Genomic DNA, 16,073 nt, shown 5'->3' on the forward strand with positions numbered 1-16,073 from the left:
GAGGGCAGGAAGTAATGACGGAAACCACACTGGCAACCCCCAACGCGCCGCCCGGAACGATACCCGGATGGCGAGGTATCGCCGCTGACTGGGCCTCGGACCAGCGTGCCTTCAAGCACGTGTCCTGGGGCAAGGCCATGATGTGGATCTTCCTCTTGAGCGACACCTTCATCTTCAGCTGCTTCCTGCTGTCGTACATGACGGCGCGGATGTCGACGACCGTGCCGTGGCCCAACCCAAGCGAAGTCTTCGCGCTCAATATCGCGGGCCAGCACATCCCGCTGATCCTGATCGCCATCATGACCTTCATCCTGATCTCGAGCAGCGGGACGATGGCGATGGCCGTCAATTTCGGTTATCGCCGCGATCGCGTCAAAACGGCGGCCTTGATGGTGGCCACCGCGGCGTTCGGCGCAACCTTCGTCGGAATGCAGGCGTTCGAATGGACCAAGCTGATCATGGAGGGCGTGCGGCCCTGGGGCAACCCGTGGGGCGCGGCGCAGTTTGGTTCATGCTTCTTCATGATAACCGGCTTCCACGGCACGCACGTGACGATCGGCGTGATCTTCCTGATCGCGATTGCGCGCAAGGTCTGGCGGGGCGATTTCGACGTCGAGCGGCGTGGCTTCTTCACGAGCCGGAAGGGGCATTACGAGATCGTCGAGATCATGGGCCTGTACTGGCACTTCGTCGATCTCGTGTGGGTGTTCATCTTTGCCTTCTTCTATCTCTGGTGAGGTAAGCGCATGACAAACGCAGCGGTACATGTGGAAGGGCAGGCAACGCAACATGCGCTCCACACTTATGTGCATGACGCAGTCGCATCGGGAGCCACGCACGCCGAGGGCCAGCAGCACCCGATCAAGCTCTATCTCGTGGTCTGGGGATGGTTGTTCGTGCTCAGCACCTGCTCATACCTTGTCGACTTCTTTGGCATCCATGGCCATCTCCGTTGGTCATTGATCCTGCTGTTCATGGTGCTGAAGGCCGGCCTGATCGTCGCTGTGTTCATGCACATGGCCTGGGAGCGGTTGGCGTTGGCCTACGCCATCCTGTTGCCGCCGGTGCTGGTGCTGGTTTTTGTAGCGATCATGGTGTTCGAATCCGACTATACGCATCTGCTTCGGGTCATGTTTTTCGCGTCAGCGAGCTAGAAGCAGGACGGTTGTGCTGCAACCTAGGCCTTCAACCGATGGCCTTTTGAGTATCGAACTGACGAGGAATCAATCTCGTGCAAATCAATCGTTCAATTCTTCGCCGGAGCTATGCCAACATCGGAGACTACGTCGCACTGACGAAACCGCGCGTCATGTCGCTGGTCGTCTTTACCGCACTGGTCGGTCTCATGGTCGCACCAGGCGGCATCGATCCCGTCACCGGCGTCGCTGCTCTCGTCTGCATTGCTGCGGGAGCCGGCGCCGCAGCTGCGCTCAATATGTGGTACGACGCCGACATCGATGCGGTGATGGCGCGTACCGCCATCCGTCCAATTCCGAGCGGCCGCGTATCGCGCTCGGAAGCATTGGTTTTTGGATTGATGCTCGGAGCGTGCGCCGTCCTGACCCTCGGCACCTTGCTGAACATGGCCGCTGCTGCACTGCTTGCTTTCACAATTTTCTTCTACGTCGTCGTCTACACGATGTGGCTCAAACGCCGAACACCGCAAAACATCGTCATTGGCGGTGCCGCTGGTGCACTCCCTCCGGTGATCGGCTGGGTTGCGGTCACCGGAAATGTCGGGCTCGAGCCGCTCATCCTGTTTCTGATCATCTTCCTTTGGACGCCACCGCACTTCTGGGCACTGTCGCTTAATCTTGCTGGAGAATATGCCCGCGCCGGTGTGCCGATGTTGCCGGTCGTAGCCGGCAAGACCGAAACAAAGCGCCAGATTCTCCTCTATAGCGTGCTTCTGGTTCTGACCTCACTGCTGCCTTGTGCACTGGGGTTCGCGGGAGCCATCTATGGCGCGGCCGGGGCGGTGCTGGGAGCGATCATGATTGTTCTCGCATGGCAGGTACGTCGGAGCCACGACAAGGAATGGCGGCCAGCTCGTCGCTTGTTCGTGTTTTCGATGCTCTATCTGGTCCTTCTTTTTGGGGTGCTGCTGATGAATGCTGCACCCTACGCTCAGTCCCGCTGACTGGACGCATTCGAATCGACAGCCGCAGGGCTTCCTTCGTGCCGGGGACGTCCCGATACGCCGCTGGGCGAGGCCAAGCTGGCGGAATCGTGAATTTGCAGGTTGCATTGATCCATGCGACAAGCAGGTATGCATGTGAAGCGGCTCGCCAATCTCTGGATTCTGCTGCTCGTCGCGGCCGGGCTGTTGCTCGCGCCCGTGGCGCCGGCGTTTGCCAGGATGATGCCGGATGCATCGGCCACCGCCATGCAGGCGATGTCCGGCCACGAGGTCATGTCGGACCAGGCAATGACCGACCAGGCCATGTCGGGGCAGGCGATGGCCGACGACATGCCGTGCTGCCCGGACCAGACCAAGAGCAAGGGCTGCGACGACTGTCCGTTCCTTGCGCTCTGCATGCTGAGCGTCTCGCTGCCGCTTCCTGCCGGTGCCGCATCGCTGATCGCACGCGAACCATCGCAAGGCGGATTCGCCGCGCGCGACGACCGCCTGCTTGACGGCCTCGGCGCCAAACCTCCGGATCATCCGCCTCGAACCGACGTCTGACGGGCGCGCAAGCGCCTGATCGCTGACGCGTGCGCCTGATGGCGCGCGTGTCGTCGCGTGCCGCTCACGCGGTGCATCAGACGTATCGAGGATCTTAACCATGAAGACTTTCCACCTCGCGCGGGCCGCTGCGGCCGCGCTGATCGGCGTTGCCCTGGCCGGTGCGCCCGCCCACGCCGAGATCAAGAACTACGAATTCCAGCTCATCCAGCCGACGGTCAAGGCCGGGGACGATCGCATCGTCACGGTGCGGCTGGTCGACAAGACGACCGGAAAGGCCGTTCCCGACGCGGTGATCTTCTCGACCCGGCTCGACATGGCGCCCGACGGCATGCAGGAGATGGCCACCAAGGTGACGCCGATGCCGGGCACCGAGCCCGGCACCTACCGGTTCAAGGCAACCTTCGGCATGGCCGGCCGCTGGCAATTGTCGCTCGGCGCCAAGGTGCAGGGCGAGACCGGCTCGGTCGAGAACAAGCTCGTCGTCACGGCCGAGCAATGAGCCGCCTCGCGTGGGCCCTCACTTGGGCCGGCGCTGCCACTGCGATTGCCGCAGCGGCAGGCGCCGCATGGACCGGTCACGGCCTGCCGCCGCGGCCGGCGACCGCCATCGTCTCTGCCGCGCAGGCTGCGGAGAGCGCAGCGCCGATCTATTACCGCGATCCCGACGGCAAGCCGTTCTACGCGGCGACGCCGAAGCAGACGGCGGACGGGCGCGACTATCTGCCGGTTTTTCCGGATGCCGATGCGCAATCCGGGGCGCCTGAGCGGCCGGCGGACATCAAGACCGCGGCCGCGAAGGGCGAGCGCAAGATCAAATATTACCGCAACCCGATGGGGCTTCCCGACACCTCGCCGGCGCCGAAGAAGGATACCATGGGGATGGACTACATCCCCGTCTATGACGGCGACGACAGCGACGACGGTTCGATCACGCTGTCGCCCGGCAAGATCCAGCGCACCGGCGTCAAGTCCGAAGCGGCGGAGATGCGCCGCATCCGCACGTTGGTCCGCGCCCCCGGCACGATCCAGCTCGACGAACGGCGCGTCTCCGTGATCGCGATGCGTGCCGAGAGCTATGTGCAGAAGGTCGCCGATGTCACGACCGGCAGCCGCGTGACCAAGGGACAGAAGCTGATGGAGATCTACAGCCCGGCGGTGTCGTCGGCCGCCGCCGAGTATGTTGCGACCATCGGCTCGAAAGCGGCTGCGGGGATCGATCCATACGGGCGGGGCTCGCGGCAGCGGGTGATGAACCTCGACGTGCCCGAGGCCGTGATCGCCGAGATGGAGCAGAGCCGCACGGTTCCGATCGCAATTCCGTGGTCGTCGCCGCGCGACGGCATCGTGCTGCAGCGTGCCGCGATCGAGGGCATGCGCGCCCAGCCCGGTGAGGTGCTGTTCCGGATCGCCGACGTCTCAATGGTGTGGGCGCTGGTCGATGTCGCCGAGCGCGATCTCGGCAACATCGTGGTCGGCCAGAAGGTCACGGTGCGCGCGCGCAGCTATCCCGGCCGCGCGTTCGCGGGCCAGATCGCCATGATCTACCCGCAGGTCAACAAGGAGACGCGCACCGCGCGGGTGCGGATCGAACTGCAAAACGCCGATCTCGCGCTGCTGCCGGACATGTATGTCGATGCCGAGATCGATACCGGCAGCCCGGCGCCGGTGCTCACGGTGGCTGACAACTCCATCCTCGATACCGGGAGCCGGCAGACCGTGCTGCTCGACCGGGGTAACGGACGGTTCGAGCCGCGCGAGGTCAAGCTCGGGCGGCGCGGCGACGGTTATGTCGAAATCCGCGACGGGATCGCCGAGGGCGATGCGGTCGTCACGTCAGCGACATTCCTGATCGATGCCGAAAGCAATCTGAAGGCGGCGATCAAGGGCTTTGGCGGGGCCGGCGCAGCGCAGGCGGCGGGCGACGGCGAGATGACGGGCGGAGGCAAGCCATGATTGCTCGCGTCATCGCGTGGTCGGCGCGCAACCTGCTGCTGGTGCTGTTCGGCACCGGCTTTGCGGCCACCGCGGGTCTCTACGCGCTGCTCCATCTGCCGCTCGATGCGATCCCCGATCTCTCCGACACCCAGGTCATCGTCTACACCGAATATCCCGGCCAGGCGCCGCAGGTGATCGAGGATCAGGTCACCTATCCCCTGACCACGGCGATGCTGACGGTGCCGAAGTCGAAGGTCGTGCGCGGCTTCTCGTTCTTCGGCGTCTCCTTCGTCTATGTGATCTTCGAGGACGGCACCGACATCTACTGGGCGCGCTCGCGCGTGCTCGAATTCCTCAACGGCGCGGCGTCGCGGCTGCCGGCCGGTGTGTCGCCGACCATCGGCCCCGACGCGACCGGGGTCGGCTGGGTGTACCAGTATGCCGTGATGTCGAAAGAGCTGAACCTGGCGGACACCCGCACGATCCAGGACTGGAACCTGAAGTTCGCCCTTGCCAGAGCCGAGGGCGTGGCCGAGGTCGCGAGCGTCGGCGGCTTCGTCAAGCAGTACAATGTGATCCTCGATCCGCAGCGGATGCGCGACCGCGGCATCACCATGCAGCGGATGCGCGACGCGATCCGCGCCAGCAATGCCGATGTCGGCGGCCGCACCGTCGAGCTATCCGAGTTCGAATATGTCATCCGCGGCAAGGGTTATCTGAAGGACATCAACGATCTCGGCAACATCGTGCTGAAGACCGACAACGGCACGCCGGTGCTGCTGCGCGACGTCGCCCGCGTCGAACTCGGCCCCGACGAGCGGCGCGGCATCGCCGAGCTGAACGGCGAGGGCGAGGTGGCGAGCGGCATCGTGCTGCAGCGCTTCGGCGTCAACGCGCTCGACGTGATCGAAAACGTCAAGAAACGCTTCAAGGAGATCGCGACCAGCCTGCCGAAGTCGGTCGAGATCGTGCCGGTCTATGACCGCTCCAACCTGATCTATGCGGCGATCGAGACGCTGAAACGCACGCTCTTCGAGGAGAGCGTCGTGGTCGCGCTGGTCTGTTTCGTGTTCCTGCTGCATGTCCGCAGCGCGCTGGTGGCGATCCTGATGCTGCCGGTCGGCGTCCTGATGGCGTTCGGCGCGATGAAGCTGCTCGGGATCGGCTCCAACATCATGAGTCTCGGCGGCATCGCGATTGCGATCGGCGCCATGATCGACGCGGCGATCGTGATGATCGAGAACGCGCACAAGCACCTCGAGCGCGCCGAGCCCGGCCGGCCGCGGGTCGCTATCCTGATCGAGGCGGCGGCAGAAGTGGGACCGGCGTTGTTCTTCAGCCTGCTGATCATCACCGTGTCCTTCATGCCGATCTTCACGCTGGAATCGCAGGAGGGGCGGCTGTTCTCGCCGCTCGCCTTCACCAAGACGTTTGCGATGGCGGCGGCGGCGCTCTTGTCGGTGACGCTGGTGCCGGCGCTGATGGTGATCTTCGTCCGCGGCAGGATCGTCCCCGAGCGCAAGAACCCGATCAACCGCTTCCTGATCTGGATCTACCGTCCCGTGATCAACGGCGTGTTGCGGGCCAAGACGCTGGTGATCGTGCTGGCGCTCGCAGCACTCGCCGTCACGGTCTGGCCGGCGCGGCAGCTCGGCACCGAGTTCATGCCCGACCTCAATGAGGGCACGCTGCTCTATATGCCGACCACGCTGCCAGGCATCTCGGTGACCAAGGCGGCCGAACTGATGCAGACCCAGGACCGCATCATCCGCGGCTTTCCGGAAGTCGCCTCGGTCTACGGCAAGGCCGGCCGCGCCGCGACCGCGACCGATCCGGCGCCGTCGGAGATGTTCGAGACCATCGTCAACCTCAAGCCGAAGGAGCAATGGCGCAAGGGCGTCACGCTCGACGGCCTGATCGCCGAGATGGACAAGGCGCTGCAATTTCCCGGCGTCTCCAACGCCTGGACGATGCCGATCAAGGCGCGGATCGATATGCTCTCGACCGGTATCCGCACCCCGGTCGGCGTCAAGGTGATCGGTCCCGATCTCGCCGTGATCGACAAGCTCGCCCGCCAGGTCGAGGGGGTCTTGAAGGGCGTACCCGGCACCTCGTCGGCCTATGCCGAGCGCAGTCTCGGCGGCTATTACCTCGAGATCACGCCGAACCGCGAGGCGTTGTCGCGCTACGGCATCGCCGTGCAGGACGTGCAGGACACGATCGCGACCGCGCTCGGCGGCCAAAGCGTGACCACGACGGTCGAGGGACGCCAGCGCTTCACCGTCAACATGCGCTATCCGCGCGACTTGCGCGACAATCCCGGTGCGATCGCGAGCGACATCCTGGTGGCGATGCCGGCGGGCGGGGCGGTGCCGCTCGGCGAGGTCGCCGATATCAAGCCGGCGCGTGGGCCGACCACGATCCGGACCGAGAACGGGCAGCTCGCGACCTACATCTATGTCGATATCCGCGAGCGCGATCTCGGCGGCTATGTCGCGGATGCGCAGCGCGCGGTGCAGGCCGCCGTCCAGTTTCCGCCGGGCACTTACGTGGTCTGGAGCGGACAGTACGAATATCTCGAACGCGCCACCGCGCGGCTCAAGATCGTGGTGCCGGTGACGCTGTCGATCATCTTCCTGCTGCTCTACCTCAACTTCCGCTCGGTGGCGGAGACCATGATCGTGATGCTGTCGCTGCCGTTCGCGCTGGTCGGCGGGCTCTGGCTGATGTGGGCGCTCGGCTTCAACCTGTCGGTTGCGGTTGCGGTGGGCTTCATCGCGCTCGCCGGCGTCGCCGCCGAAACCGGTGTGGTGATGCTGATCTACCTCAACCATGCGCTGGCCGAGATCACGGCGCGGCGCGCTGCCGAGGGACGCACGATTCGTCGCGACGATTTGCACCGTGCGATCATCGAGGGCGCGGTCGAGCGCGTCCGCCCGAAGATGATGACGGTGGTCGCGATCATGGCCGGGCTGTTGCCGATCATGTGGAGCACCGGCACCGGCTCCGAGATCATGCAGCGCATCGCGGTGCCGATGATCGGCGGCATGATCTCGTCGACCCTGCTGACGCTGATCGTGATTCCCGCGATCTTCGCCATGGTGAAGGGCTTTCGGCTGCCGCTGGCCGGCGACAGCGGCGAGCTGCAGCCGGAGACCGCTGTCGAGACTACGCAGGCACGCGCGCGCACGCTCGAGCCCATCGCCTAGGTGAGCCGAACTGCGAGGCAGGACAGCCGACATGACCAGCGATGAGATCGAGCTCAAGACGCTGATGCTGGCGAGCCAGCGCGGCGATGCGGCCAGCCACGGCGCGCTGCTGGCGAAGCTCGCGCCGCGTCTTCGCGGCTACTACAAGCGCAGGCTGATGGGAGCCGGGCGCAGCGCGGAAGAAGCGGGGGATCTGGTCCAGGAGACCCTGCTGGCTGTTCATCTCAAGCGCCACACCTACGACCCCGGGGCGCTGTTCACGCCCTGGCTGCACGCGGTCGCGCGCTACAAGCTGATCGACTACCTCCGCGCCAACAAGATGTCGCGGATGAATGTTCCGATCGACGACCGTAACGATCTGATGGCGGCGGACGATCACAGCTCGACAGAGAGCACGCACGACATGGCGAAGCTGCTCGGCCGGCTGCCGCGCAAGACGCGCCAGGCGATCGAGGCGGTCAAGCTGGAGGGAAACAGCGTCGCGGAAACCGCGGCGCGCTACGGCATGTCGGAATCCAACGTGAAGATCAGCGTCCACCGCGGCCTGCAGGCGCTGGCGTCCTTCATTCGCAGGGACCGCGACGCCTGACGGCGGCCTTTCAATTTCCTGCGTGGCTCGATGCCGCGTTGCCGCCGAAATCCTCCATCCTCACCTCGGCGTGATCGTGTAACCGGCCGGAGAAGGGCCCCGTATTCCCTTGCAGAAGCGCGCATGGAGCGCGATTCAAAATGAAAACGGAGCAGACAATGTCGACGAAGTTTACCAAGCCCATTCTCACCATCTCACTCCTGACGTCGCTTGTGGCGATGTCCGCGACCGCGCATGCCGGGGCGTCGACGTCCGCGGCAAGCCGCAGCGTTTACCACCCGATCACCGCGCAACATGCGCCGCGTGACGCCTACGCTGCGATCGGCTGGACGGCCGAGCCCGCCGCCGGACATGCCGGGGAAGTCAATGCGTGGCGCTATTCCGGCGGTCCGAAATCCTCCGTTCCGCCGTCGCACGGCTTCTAGTGCGGGGCCCTTGGCTGATCGGCACGGGCGTCGGACGACCAATCTCGACCGCAACCTGCTGCGCTGGCCGAAAGAGGCGCTGGAAGGCGCCTCTTGTGATAGAGACGGGAACTTGAACTTGACGAAGGCAGCGTTCGTCAGAACGGCCGGCGCCGGCGGAGAGCAGCCGATGAAAACCGACGATCTTGTTGCGCCACTGAGCGCAGGTATCGGCCCGGTGGATTTCAGGGTGGTTGGCCGCCGCATCGCTTTGGCCGTCGCTGCCGGAGCAGCCATTTCCGTGGCGGCCATCCTGATCGGATTTGGGCCGCGCACGGGTCTGTCCATCGCCGGCGCGTGTGCACTGCTAGGTGTGAAGATCGCCTTTGCCGCAGCCGTCGCCGGCGTGGCGGCAGTTGACCTGATCAGGCTGTCGCGCCCCGGCGGCGGGTCGAAGCCGGGTGCGCTGCTCGTCATCCTGCCGTTCCTGCTGATCGTTGCGCTGGCCGTTGTCAGCCTCGGCGCGGCGCCTGCCTCGCACTGGAATCGGATGGTCGCAGGTGACGCGTGGCTGGAGTGCCTGGTGTCGATCCCGGTGATTGCGGTTGTGCCGTTTGCACTGGCGATGTGGGCGGTGCGACAGGCGGCGCCGACCGATCTGCGCCGGGCGGGCGCATTCGCCGGCCTGCTCGCCGGCGGCATCAGCGCATTGGCCTATGCGCTTCACTGCACCGACGATTCGCTGCCTTTTGTCGCGGTCTGGTACGGCGGAACGATTTTGTTCTGTACGATCGCAGGCGCGGCGCTGGGTCCGCGATTGTTGCGGTGGTGAGTGACGCGCGGATTGGCGCTGTTCCACGCGGACAGGGTTGAATCCGTGGCATCGGCGGTCCTATCCTGTTCTCCGAAAGGAAGATCAATGAGCGACTGCTGCGAGCAGAAGACCTCCCAATGCTGTGCGCCACCGCCACTGACGCTTCCGATGAAAGCTGGCGTGCGAGCGGGGGAACGCAATCGCGCGGCGGATGCGTGCGGCTGCTCGGGCGGCGTTCCGATCTTCGACGGCCTTGACCCGCGCTACAAGCGCATTCTCTGGACCGTCATCGGCATCAATGGCGCGATGTTCCTGACCGAGATGATCGCAGGTCAATTGGCCGGCTCGCAGGCGCTCAAGGCGGATGCGCTCGACTTCCTCGCCGATACGGTCACCTACGGACTGAGCCTTGCGGTGATCGGCGCCAGCTTGCGGATGCGTGCCTCCGCGGCGCTGCTGAAGGGCGCGTCGCTGAGCCTGATGGCGTTGTGGGTGTTCGGCTCGACCGTCTATCAGACGTTCGTGCTCGGCGTGCCCAGAGCCGAGGTGATGGGCGCAATCGGTGCGTTGGCACTCGCGGCCAATGTTGGGTCGGTTCTGCTGCTGCTACCGTACAAGGACGGCGATGCCAATGTCCGCTCGGTCTGGCTCTGTTCGCGCAACGATGCGATCGGAAACCTCATCGTGATGGTGGCGGCTCTGGGGGTTTGGGGAACGGCCACGCCATGGCCCGATCTCGCGGTTGCCGCCGTGATGGCGGCCATATTCCTGACCTCGTCGGTGCAGATCCTGCGGCAGGCTTGGGCCGAGTATCGCGAGGGGGCGTTGCGCGGTCCGACGGCGGCGCACGGCTGATCGAGCCGCGAATGCCTGTGCTCCCTGCCATTGGCCGCGACAGGGTACAGAATTCGCCTCGCATTTACCTTAAATGAGGGCGCCGGGGGAACGTCCGGAGCAGCCGCGCGTTGCTGTGCATCATTCGTGTGCAGAAGGCCCCCTCCATGACAGTCAACGCGGCAATACTGATGGCGGCCTTGGTGCTATCGGGAACCGTGTTGGCACAGAGCTCCGGCCCTTCGACCGGCTCGGCGGGGGCCGGGCAGGCGGCCAATTTGACCACCATCGGCCAGGCGCTGAACAGCAACACGAAGACCGGCGACAGCGGCCCGCCGACCGAGAGGGCGACGCATCCCGCGAAGCCGGATGGCGCCGCGGCGGGCAACACGGTGGGTGCCAACCGCCCGCCAAAGCCCGACCGGCGCCTCGAGCATTATCCGTAATCCCTTGATCCGTAATCGCTTGATCCGTGAATCCTTGGGGATGTCGCCGGGCCCGAACCGGTCCGGACGGCGCCGGTCATGATATCGTCATGCCACATCGGTTAGCGAAGGCGTTTGGTTGAAGCGCGGCGGGTGGGAATGGCGAAGGCGGGCCGGGCACGGTTCCCGGGAATGGATCGAGACATCGCCGGCGTCCTGCTCGTGCTGGCTATTGCGCAAGTGTTCGGGTGGGGGACCCTCGGCCTGCCGGCCATCGTCGGCCACCGGATGGCGGCCGACCTCGAGATCGCCCTTCCCACGGTGTTTGCGGGGACATCGACCTTCTACGTGACCATGGGCCTGTGCGGCCCGCTGCTGGCGGAGCCTTTCCGGCGCTTAGGCGCGCGGCGCGTCATGATGACCGGCAGCGTGATCGCCGCGCTCGGCTTCGTGGCACTGGCCTGCGCGCGCGAGCCGGTGTTGTATTTCATCGCCTGGACCATCCTCGGTGCTGCCGGCAGCGCGGCGCTGAGCACGGCCGCCTACATCATGCTGAACGAGGTGGCCGGGCGGAACGCGAAAGGCGCGATCGGCGCGCTCATGCTGGTCACCGGGCTTTCCAGCAGCATCTTCTGGCCGACGACAGCGTTTCTCGCGGAGGCCTTGGGCTGGCGCGGCACCTGTCTGGCCTATGCCGCGGCGATGGCTCTCGTCTGCCTGCCGCTCTACAGCTTCGGGCTGCCGCGCCGGGCGGTCGGCGAGGCGGCATCCGCATCGCCATCGGAGAGGTCGGGTGCGCCGCCGCCGGCCGGCAGGAGCACGTTTTTTCTGGTGGTCGCGGCGATCGGGCTCAACGCCTTCGTCAGTTTCGGCTTCAGCGCGGTGCTGGTCGAGCTTCTGAAGGCGCAGGGGCTGCCGGCGGCCCAGGCGATCGCGTTCGGCTCGACGCTCGGCGTCGTGCAGGTGTCGGCGCGCGCGATCGACTTCCTCGGCGGCGGTCGCTGGGACGGCATCACGACCGGGCTCGTCGCCGGCACGCTGCTGCCGGTCGCGATGCTGATCCTGATCGTCGGTCACGGCACTTACTGGGCGATCGCGGCTTTCATCCTGATCTACGGCCTCGGCAGCGGCGCGCTTGCGGTCGCGCGCGCGACCATCCCGCTGGTGTTCTACGACAAGAGCGAATTCGCCAAGGCGACCTCGCATATCGCGCTGCCGCTGAACCTGATCTCGGCGGCGTCGCCGCCGCTGCTGGCCTGGCTGCTGACGCGGTCCGGCAGCAATGCCGTGCTGGAGCTCGCGCTCGCCTGCTCGATCGGAGCACTTGTGATGCTCGCCATTCTCGGCCGCCGCCGGCGCGAGGTCGGGATCGCCGCGACGTCGTAAGGTTTCGAAGATCCAAGGATGGGTAGAGCCAACGGGTTCGCGCAAAGCGCGGCCCAATGATAAACTCCGCGAAACCCATCATCGACACCGCCGATGCGAGCGATGGGTTTCGCTGCGCTCCTCCGATCCTACAGAGCAGCAAAAAGCCGGCGCGGTCCTCGTGACGGCGCCGGCTTGATGTCAGGACGATCGGCCGCTCAGTAAACCAGGCCGGTGCCGGGCGGCTTTTCCAGCGCGGCGGCGAGCGAGCGATATTCGTCGCTGTTGGTGCCGGCGAGCTGGGCGATGCGGTTCAGATGATATTGCGCCTGATCGCGGTTGCCCTGTTCGACCTGCCAGAGGCCGTAATACTGCCAGGTGCGCACATGCGCCGGATCGGCCTTGAGCGCGCGCTCGTACCAGACCTGCGAGACCTTGTAGTCGCCGAGCTTGCGATAGGAGTAGCCGATCAGATTGGCGACGTCGGCACGGTCGTCCTGGCCGAGCGCCTTCAGCTGCTCGATCGCGGCGGTATAGTCGTGCTGGTCGTAGATCGTGGTATAGGCGGCGCGGTAGCTGGCGAGGAACTTCTGATCGTCGATCGCGGAGCTCTTGTCCTTCTTGGCCTTCTTGCCCTTGCTGGCGCTGCTGTCGGAGGCCGGCGGCGAGGGATTGTCGCTGCCTGCGGCGTAGGCCGAGATGACCGGCCCGGCGGCGAGTGTCATCGAGAGCACTGCGAGGCCCAAAAACTTCCAACGAAACTGCGGCGTCTTGCTCATTCCTGGTTGCTCCTGATCGTTCCTGATCGTGCTCGGTAATCTTACACCGAAGCCTGCTGACTTGAACACCCAGGGCTGCGGAACATTCCCGGCCGTTTCAACGATTACGTGATCTCGCGCCGGCACGGGCAACATGACAAAGAAGTCATTCACATGAATGAATTCCATCAGCGCCCTTCAGAACGGGTTCAGTGCGCGGCCCATAAGGTCACGTGCATTGATCGGTGAGGCCGACCATCCGGCCGGAGACCTCTCGATCCCGAACAGGAGGACCACCATGTTCAAGACGATTTCCGCCGCGCTGCTCGCCATCTCCGTGATCGCAGCGCCCGCGCTCGCCGCCGAAACCGGCAAGGTCGCAACGCCCGCGCCGGCGACCACGACTGTCCCGGCGATCAAGGCCGCCCCGGTGATCAAGAGCGAGCAGCTGCCGTCGAAGGTGCGCAACGCCAACGCCAAGATGGGCCACCACAAGCACTATCGCCATCACCGCCACCACAAGCACATGGGCATGCTGAAGGTGAAGTCGCCGAAGCATGCGACCAAGCACGTCCACGCGAAGGTCGCGATCAAGCACGTCGCGCCGGCCAAGCGCGGCTGATCCTGATCCGAGGGGCGCAGTCCGCTCCACATTGCCCCCACTGCGCCCTCAGGATGCAGAACCGGCCCGTCCCTCCATTGCTTCCCCAATGGCGGCGGGCCGGAGTGCGTTTGGACTTCAGAAGACGCTCTGGGCGTTACGAGCGGTAACAACCGAGTTGCCCTTCCGCCGCCCGGCGGTCTATGAGACGCGACCGGGGACCCATGAGACAGCGACGTTTGCGGATATCATCAAAACTGGCGGCGATCCTGCTGCTCTCGATTCCGCTCGCCGGCTGCCTCACCAGCGATGACAGCGGGAGCGGGCCGACCACCTTCACCGATGATCGCGGCGTGGCTAACCAGCCGTTTCCGGACCGGTACCGCGACCAGATCCTCGCCTTCATGCGGACCTACCTCAACAATCCGGTCGGGGTGCGCGAGGCGGCAATCGCCGATCCGGCGCAGCGCACGGTCGGGGGCAGGCTGCGCTACGTGGTGTGCCTGCGCTACAGCGCGAAGGATACCGACGGCAATTACCGGCCGGCGCGCGAGCGCGGCGTGCTGTTCGTCGACGGCCGGCTCGACCGCATCCTGGATAATTCCGCCGAGCCTTGCGCCGGCGCGTCCTACGCGCCATTTCAGGATCTGGAGAAGATGGCGCGCTGACCGCGGCGGCCTCTGTCGCGGAGCTGACCGGATCGTTAGCAATCCCCGATCACTTTTCGGGGAGCGCTGAACCTCAGCTTAGGCATTTGCGACATCCATACAGCCGAAATGCGGCTGCTTAACCGGTGAAAAAACCTTCTGTGCCAAGGAACAAACGGGCGTTGTTGCGACCCTGTCACAGCTCGGAAACATCCCAGGTCTGGCATTGCCCCAAAGCAACCTAATTGGCGTCACGTTGTTTGTCTTAACAGCGCAGCGTAAGTCACGGGGATCAGAGATGAAGAAGTTTTTGCTCGGCACCGTCGCGCTGGCCGCTCTTGCGAGCCCGGCGTTTGCGGCCGACATCCCGGCCCGCACCTATACCAAGGCACCGCCGCCTACCGCTCCGGCGCTCATCTACAACTGGACCGGTTTCTATATCGGCGGCCATGTCGGCGGCGCGTTCACCGACGGCAACAACCTGATGGGCAGCGACGCGCGCTTCATGGGTGGCGTGCAGGGCGGCTTCGACTATCAGTTCGCCCCCAACTGGGTGATGGGTGTCGAGGCGCAGTACTCTTGGCTGCCGAGCTCGTCGAACAATGGTCTGGTGTTCCCCGCCGGAACGGTCGTGACCGGGAATACCGACCAGCTCGGTTCGGTGACCGGCCGCCTCGGCTACACCTGGGGCCCGACGCTGCTCTATGCCAAGGGCGGTTACGCCTGGCGTGACAACAACAACATCACGGCGTCGGTCGGCGGCGTGCCGGCGGCGTTCACGACCGACGGCGGCCACAAGGACGGCTACACGGTTGGCGCGGGCCTCGAATACATGTTCGCCCCGAACTGGTCGGCGAAGGCCGAGTACCAGTACTACAATTTCGGCAAGACCACCTTCACCAGCGGTCCGGCCGACATTGTCGGCACGAGCTTCCGGAACGACGAGCATACCGTCAAGGTCGGGGTCAACTACCGCTTCGGCTGGGGCGGTCCGGTGGGCTCCCGCTACTGATCGCGTCATCGTCGCATCGAGATCAAAGGCCGACCTTCGGGTCGGCCTTTTTTGTTGGCCCGACGCTTGCTTATTCAGCGGATATTCACGCCGGATCGTGCAATGCAAACAATAATTCCTGCATTGCACGGAACTTTCATCGTGATGCGTTATTATGCGATCGCCGGGGCTGGTGGACAAACGAACATGCGTAGCTTTGCGTTAGGGCTGATCCTCTCTGCGGTCGCTGTGCCGTGCCTTGCCCAGACGATCCTCAAATCCGAACCCCTCGTGCTTGCGCCGTATGAAGTCGTGTTCGTGCAGGACGCGTCCTGCACCGCGGGCAAGGTACTGAAGGTGACCGGGTCGATCCGGGGTCTGCATCGGCGGAAGATCTGCGTGTCGCTCGCGGCCGAACAGGCCTCGCTGGCGACGGCGACGCCGTAAGGGCGGGACGACCGCTTTTGCATCCGGCCGCGATGCGTGCCGGCCGGTCTGCTGTTTTTTAATTCAACCGCGGCTCCAGGCGCGCCTCGCGATCGGCGTCGGCCTTGTTCTTGACCGGGTCTTCGTCGGGCTCCGCCTGGCAAGGCCGGATCTCATAGTTGTTCTCGAGCAGCGGGCGGGGCGAGGACTTCTCCTCGCCGGAGACGGTATCGACCACCAGCCCCGATTTCCTGGCGAGCTTCCAGACATCGGCCTCGGTTGGATAAGCCTTGCTCAGCTTGGCGTCTTGATAGAACAGCGCGTATGGCATTCGTCGTTTTCCCCGATCCCCGACAACGCCAGCACCCGTCCCGGGTTTCAGGCAA

Annotated in this window: 19 protein-coding genes; 17 read left to right on the top strand and 2 right to left on the bottom strand. The window is 64.9% G+C overall.

Annotated elements, in window-relative coordinates:
- Window positions 1-14 precede the first annotated feature (14 nt).
- From K359_RS0115400 to K359_RS0115460, 13 genes are all read left to right on the top strand, one after another.
- Window positions 15-737, top strand: a complete 723-nt coding sequence (locus K359_RS0115400; protein WP_029080149.1) for a heme-copper oxidase subunit III family protein — start codon at window positions 15-17, stop codon at window positions 735-737.
- A gap of 9 nt (window positions 738-746) precedes the next feature.
- Window positions 747-1,154 (top strand): cytochrome C oxidase subunit IV family protein, encoded by a 408-nt coding sequence (locus K359_RS0115405; RefSeq protein ID WP_029080150.1) that lies wholly within the window; start codon window positions 747-749, stop codon window positions 1,152-1,154.
- A gap of 77 nt (window positions 1,155-1,231) precedes the next feature.
- Window positions 1,232-2,140, top strand: coding sequence for a heme o synthase (locus K359_RS0115410; protein WP_029080151.1), 909 nt, complete (start codon window positions 1,232-1,234; stop codon window positions 2,138-2,140).
- Between the two features lie 114 nt (window positions 2,141-2,254).
- Window positions 2,255-2,686: a DUF2946 domain-containing protein gene (locus K359_RS0115415; protein WP_029080152.1), complete on the top strand. Its 432-nt coding sequence runs from the start codon at window positions 2,255-2,257 to the stop codon at window positions 2,684-2,686.
- Between the two features lie 100 nt (window positions 2,687-2,786).
- Window positions 2,787-3,188 carry a FixH family protein gene (locus tag K359_RS0115420; protein WP_029080153.1) on the top strand — a complete coding sequence of 134 codons (402 nt, stop codon included), beginning with the start codon at window positions 2,787-2,789 and terminating at the stop codon, window positions 3,186-3,188.
- Complete coding sequence (locus K359_RS52045) at window positions 3,185-4,642, top strand: efflux RND transporter periplasmic adaptor subunit (RefSeq protein WP_051346142.1); 1,458 nt, start codon at window positions 3,185-3,187, stop codon at window positions 4,640-4,642. The genes K359_RS0115420 and K359_RS52045 overlap by 4 nt, the downstream gene beginning before the upstream one ends.
- Window positions 4,639-7,833 (top strand): efflux RND transporter permease subunit, encoded by a 3,195-nt coding sequence (locus K359_RS0115430; protein ID WP_029080154.1) that lies wholly within the window; start codon window positions 4,639-4,641, stop codon window positions 7,831-7,833. Before K359_RS52045 ends, K359_RS0115430 begins: the two co-directional genes overlap by 4 nt.
- 31 nt (window positions 7,834-7,864) lie before the next feature.
- Entirely contained in the window at window positions 7,865-8,422 is a 558-nt protein-coding gene (locus tag K359_RS0115435; RefSeq protein WP_029080155.1) for a sigma-70 family RNA polymerase sigma factor, read from the top strand.
- Between the two features lie 158 nt (window positions 8,423-8,580).
- Window positions 8,581-8,847, top strand: a complete 267-nt coding sequence (locus tag K359_RS0115440; protein WP_035976627.1) for a hypothetical protein — start codon at window positions 8,581-8,583, stop codon at window positions 8,845-8,847.
- Window positions 8,848-9,016: 169 nt separating this feature from the next.
- The gene (locus K359_RS0115445) at window positions 9,017-9,658 is read left to right on the top strand and encodes a DUF1109 domain-containing protein (protein WP_029080157.1); all 642 of its coding nucleotides are present in this window, start codon (window positions 9,017-9,019) and stop codon (window positions 9,656-9,658) included.
- 87 nt (window positions 9,659-9,745) lie between these two features.
- On the top strand, window positions 9,746-10,495 hold the full coding sequence (locus K359_RS0115450; protein ID WP_029080158.1) for a cation transporter: 750 nt from the start codon (window positions 9,746-9,748) through the stop codon (window positions 10,493-10,495).
- A gap of 146 nt (window positions 10,496-10,641) precedes the next feature.
- On the top strand, window positions 10,642-10,920 hold the full coding sequence (locus K359_RS0115455) for a hypothetical protein (RefSeq protein ID WP_029080159.1): 279 nt from the start codon (window positions 10,642-10,644) through the stop codon (window positions 10,918-10,920).
- Between the two features lie 171 nt (window positions 10,921-11,091).
- Window positions 11,092-12,285: an MFS transporter gene (locus K359_RS0115460; protein WP_029080160.1), complete on the top strand. Its 1,194-nt coding sequence runs from the start codon at window positions 11,092-11,094 to the stop codon at window positions 12,283-12,285.
- Between the two features lie 197 nt (window positions 12,286-12,482).
- Here K359_RS0115460 and K359_RS0115465 read toward each other — a convergent pair whose 3' ends face one another.
- A complete protein-coding gene (locus K359_RS0115465; RefSeq protein WP_029080161.1) occupies window positions 12,483-13,043 on the bottom strand; it encodes a lipopolysaccharide assembly protein LapB in 561 nt (186 codons plus the stop codon).
- Window positions 13,044-13,320: 277 nt separating this feature from the next.
- Between K359_RS0115465 and K359_RS0115470 the strand changes: the two genes are divergently transcribed.
- The 4 genes from K359_RS0115470 (at window position 13,321) to K359_RS0115485 (ending at window position 15,708) form a co-directional block, all read left to right on the top strand.
- Window positions 13,321-13,644 carry a His-rich protein BRANT gene (locus tag K359_RS0115470; RefSeq protein WP_035976653.1) on the top strand — a complete coding sequence of 108 codons (324 nt, stop codon included), beginning with the start codon at window positions 13,321-13,323 and terminating at the stop codon, window positions 13,642-13,644.
- Between the two features lie 203 nt (window positions 13,645-13,847).
- Complete coding sequence (locus tag K359_RS0115475) at window positions 13,848-14,291, top strand: hypothetical protein (protein ID WP_245284618.1); 444 nt, start codon at window positions 13,848-13,850, stop codon at window positions 14,289-14,291.
- Between the two features lie 277 nt (window positions 14,292-14,568).
- A complete protein-coding gene (locus tag K359_RS0115480) occupies window positions 14,569-15,282 on the top strand; it encodes an outer membrane protein (RefSeq protein WP_029080164.1) in 714 nt (237 codons plus the stop codon).
- Between the two features lie 186 nt (window positions 15,283-15,468).
- Complete coding sequence (locus tag K359_RS0115485) at window positions 15,469-15,708, top strand: DUF6719 family protein (RefSeq protein WP_029080165.1); 240 nt, start codon at window positions 15,469-15,471, stop codon at window positions 15,706-15,708.
- A gap of 58 nt (window positions 15,709-15,766) precedes the next feature.
- On the opposite strand, the gene K359_RS0115490 is transcribed toward K359_RS0115485, so the two are convergent.
- On the bottom strand, window positions 15,767-16,018 hold the full coding sequence (locus K359_RS0115490; protein WP_029080166.1) for a hypothetical protein: 252 nt from the start codon (window positions 16,016-16,018) through the stop codon (window positions 15,767-15,769).
- Window positions 16,019-16,073: the final 55 nt, after the last annotated feature.

The sequence above is a fragment of the Bradyrhizobium sp. th-b2 genome, assembly GCF_000426785.1.
Lineage (GTDB): Bacteria > Pseudomonadota > Alphaproteobacteria > Rhizobiales > Xanthobacteraceae > Bradyrhizobium > Bradyrhizobium septentrionale.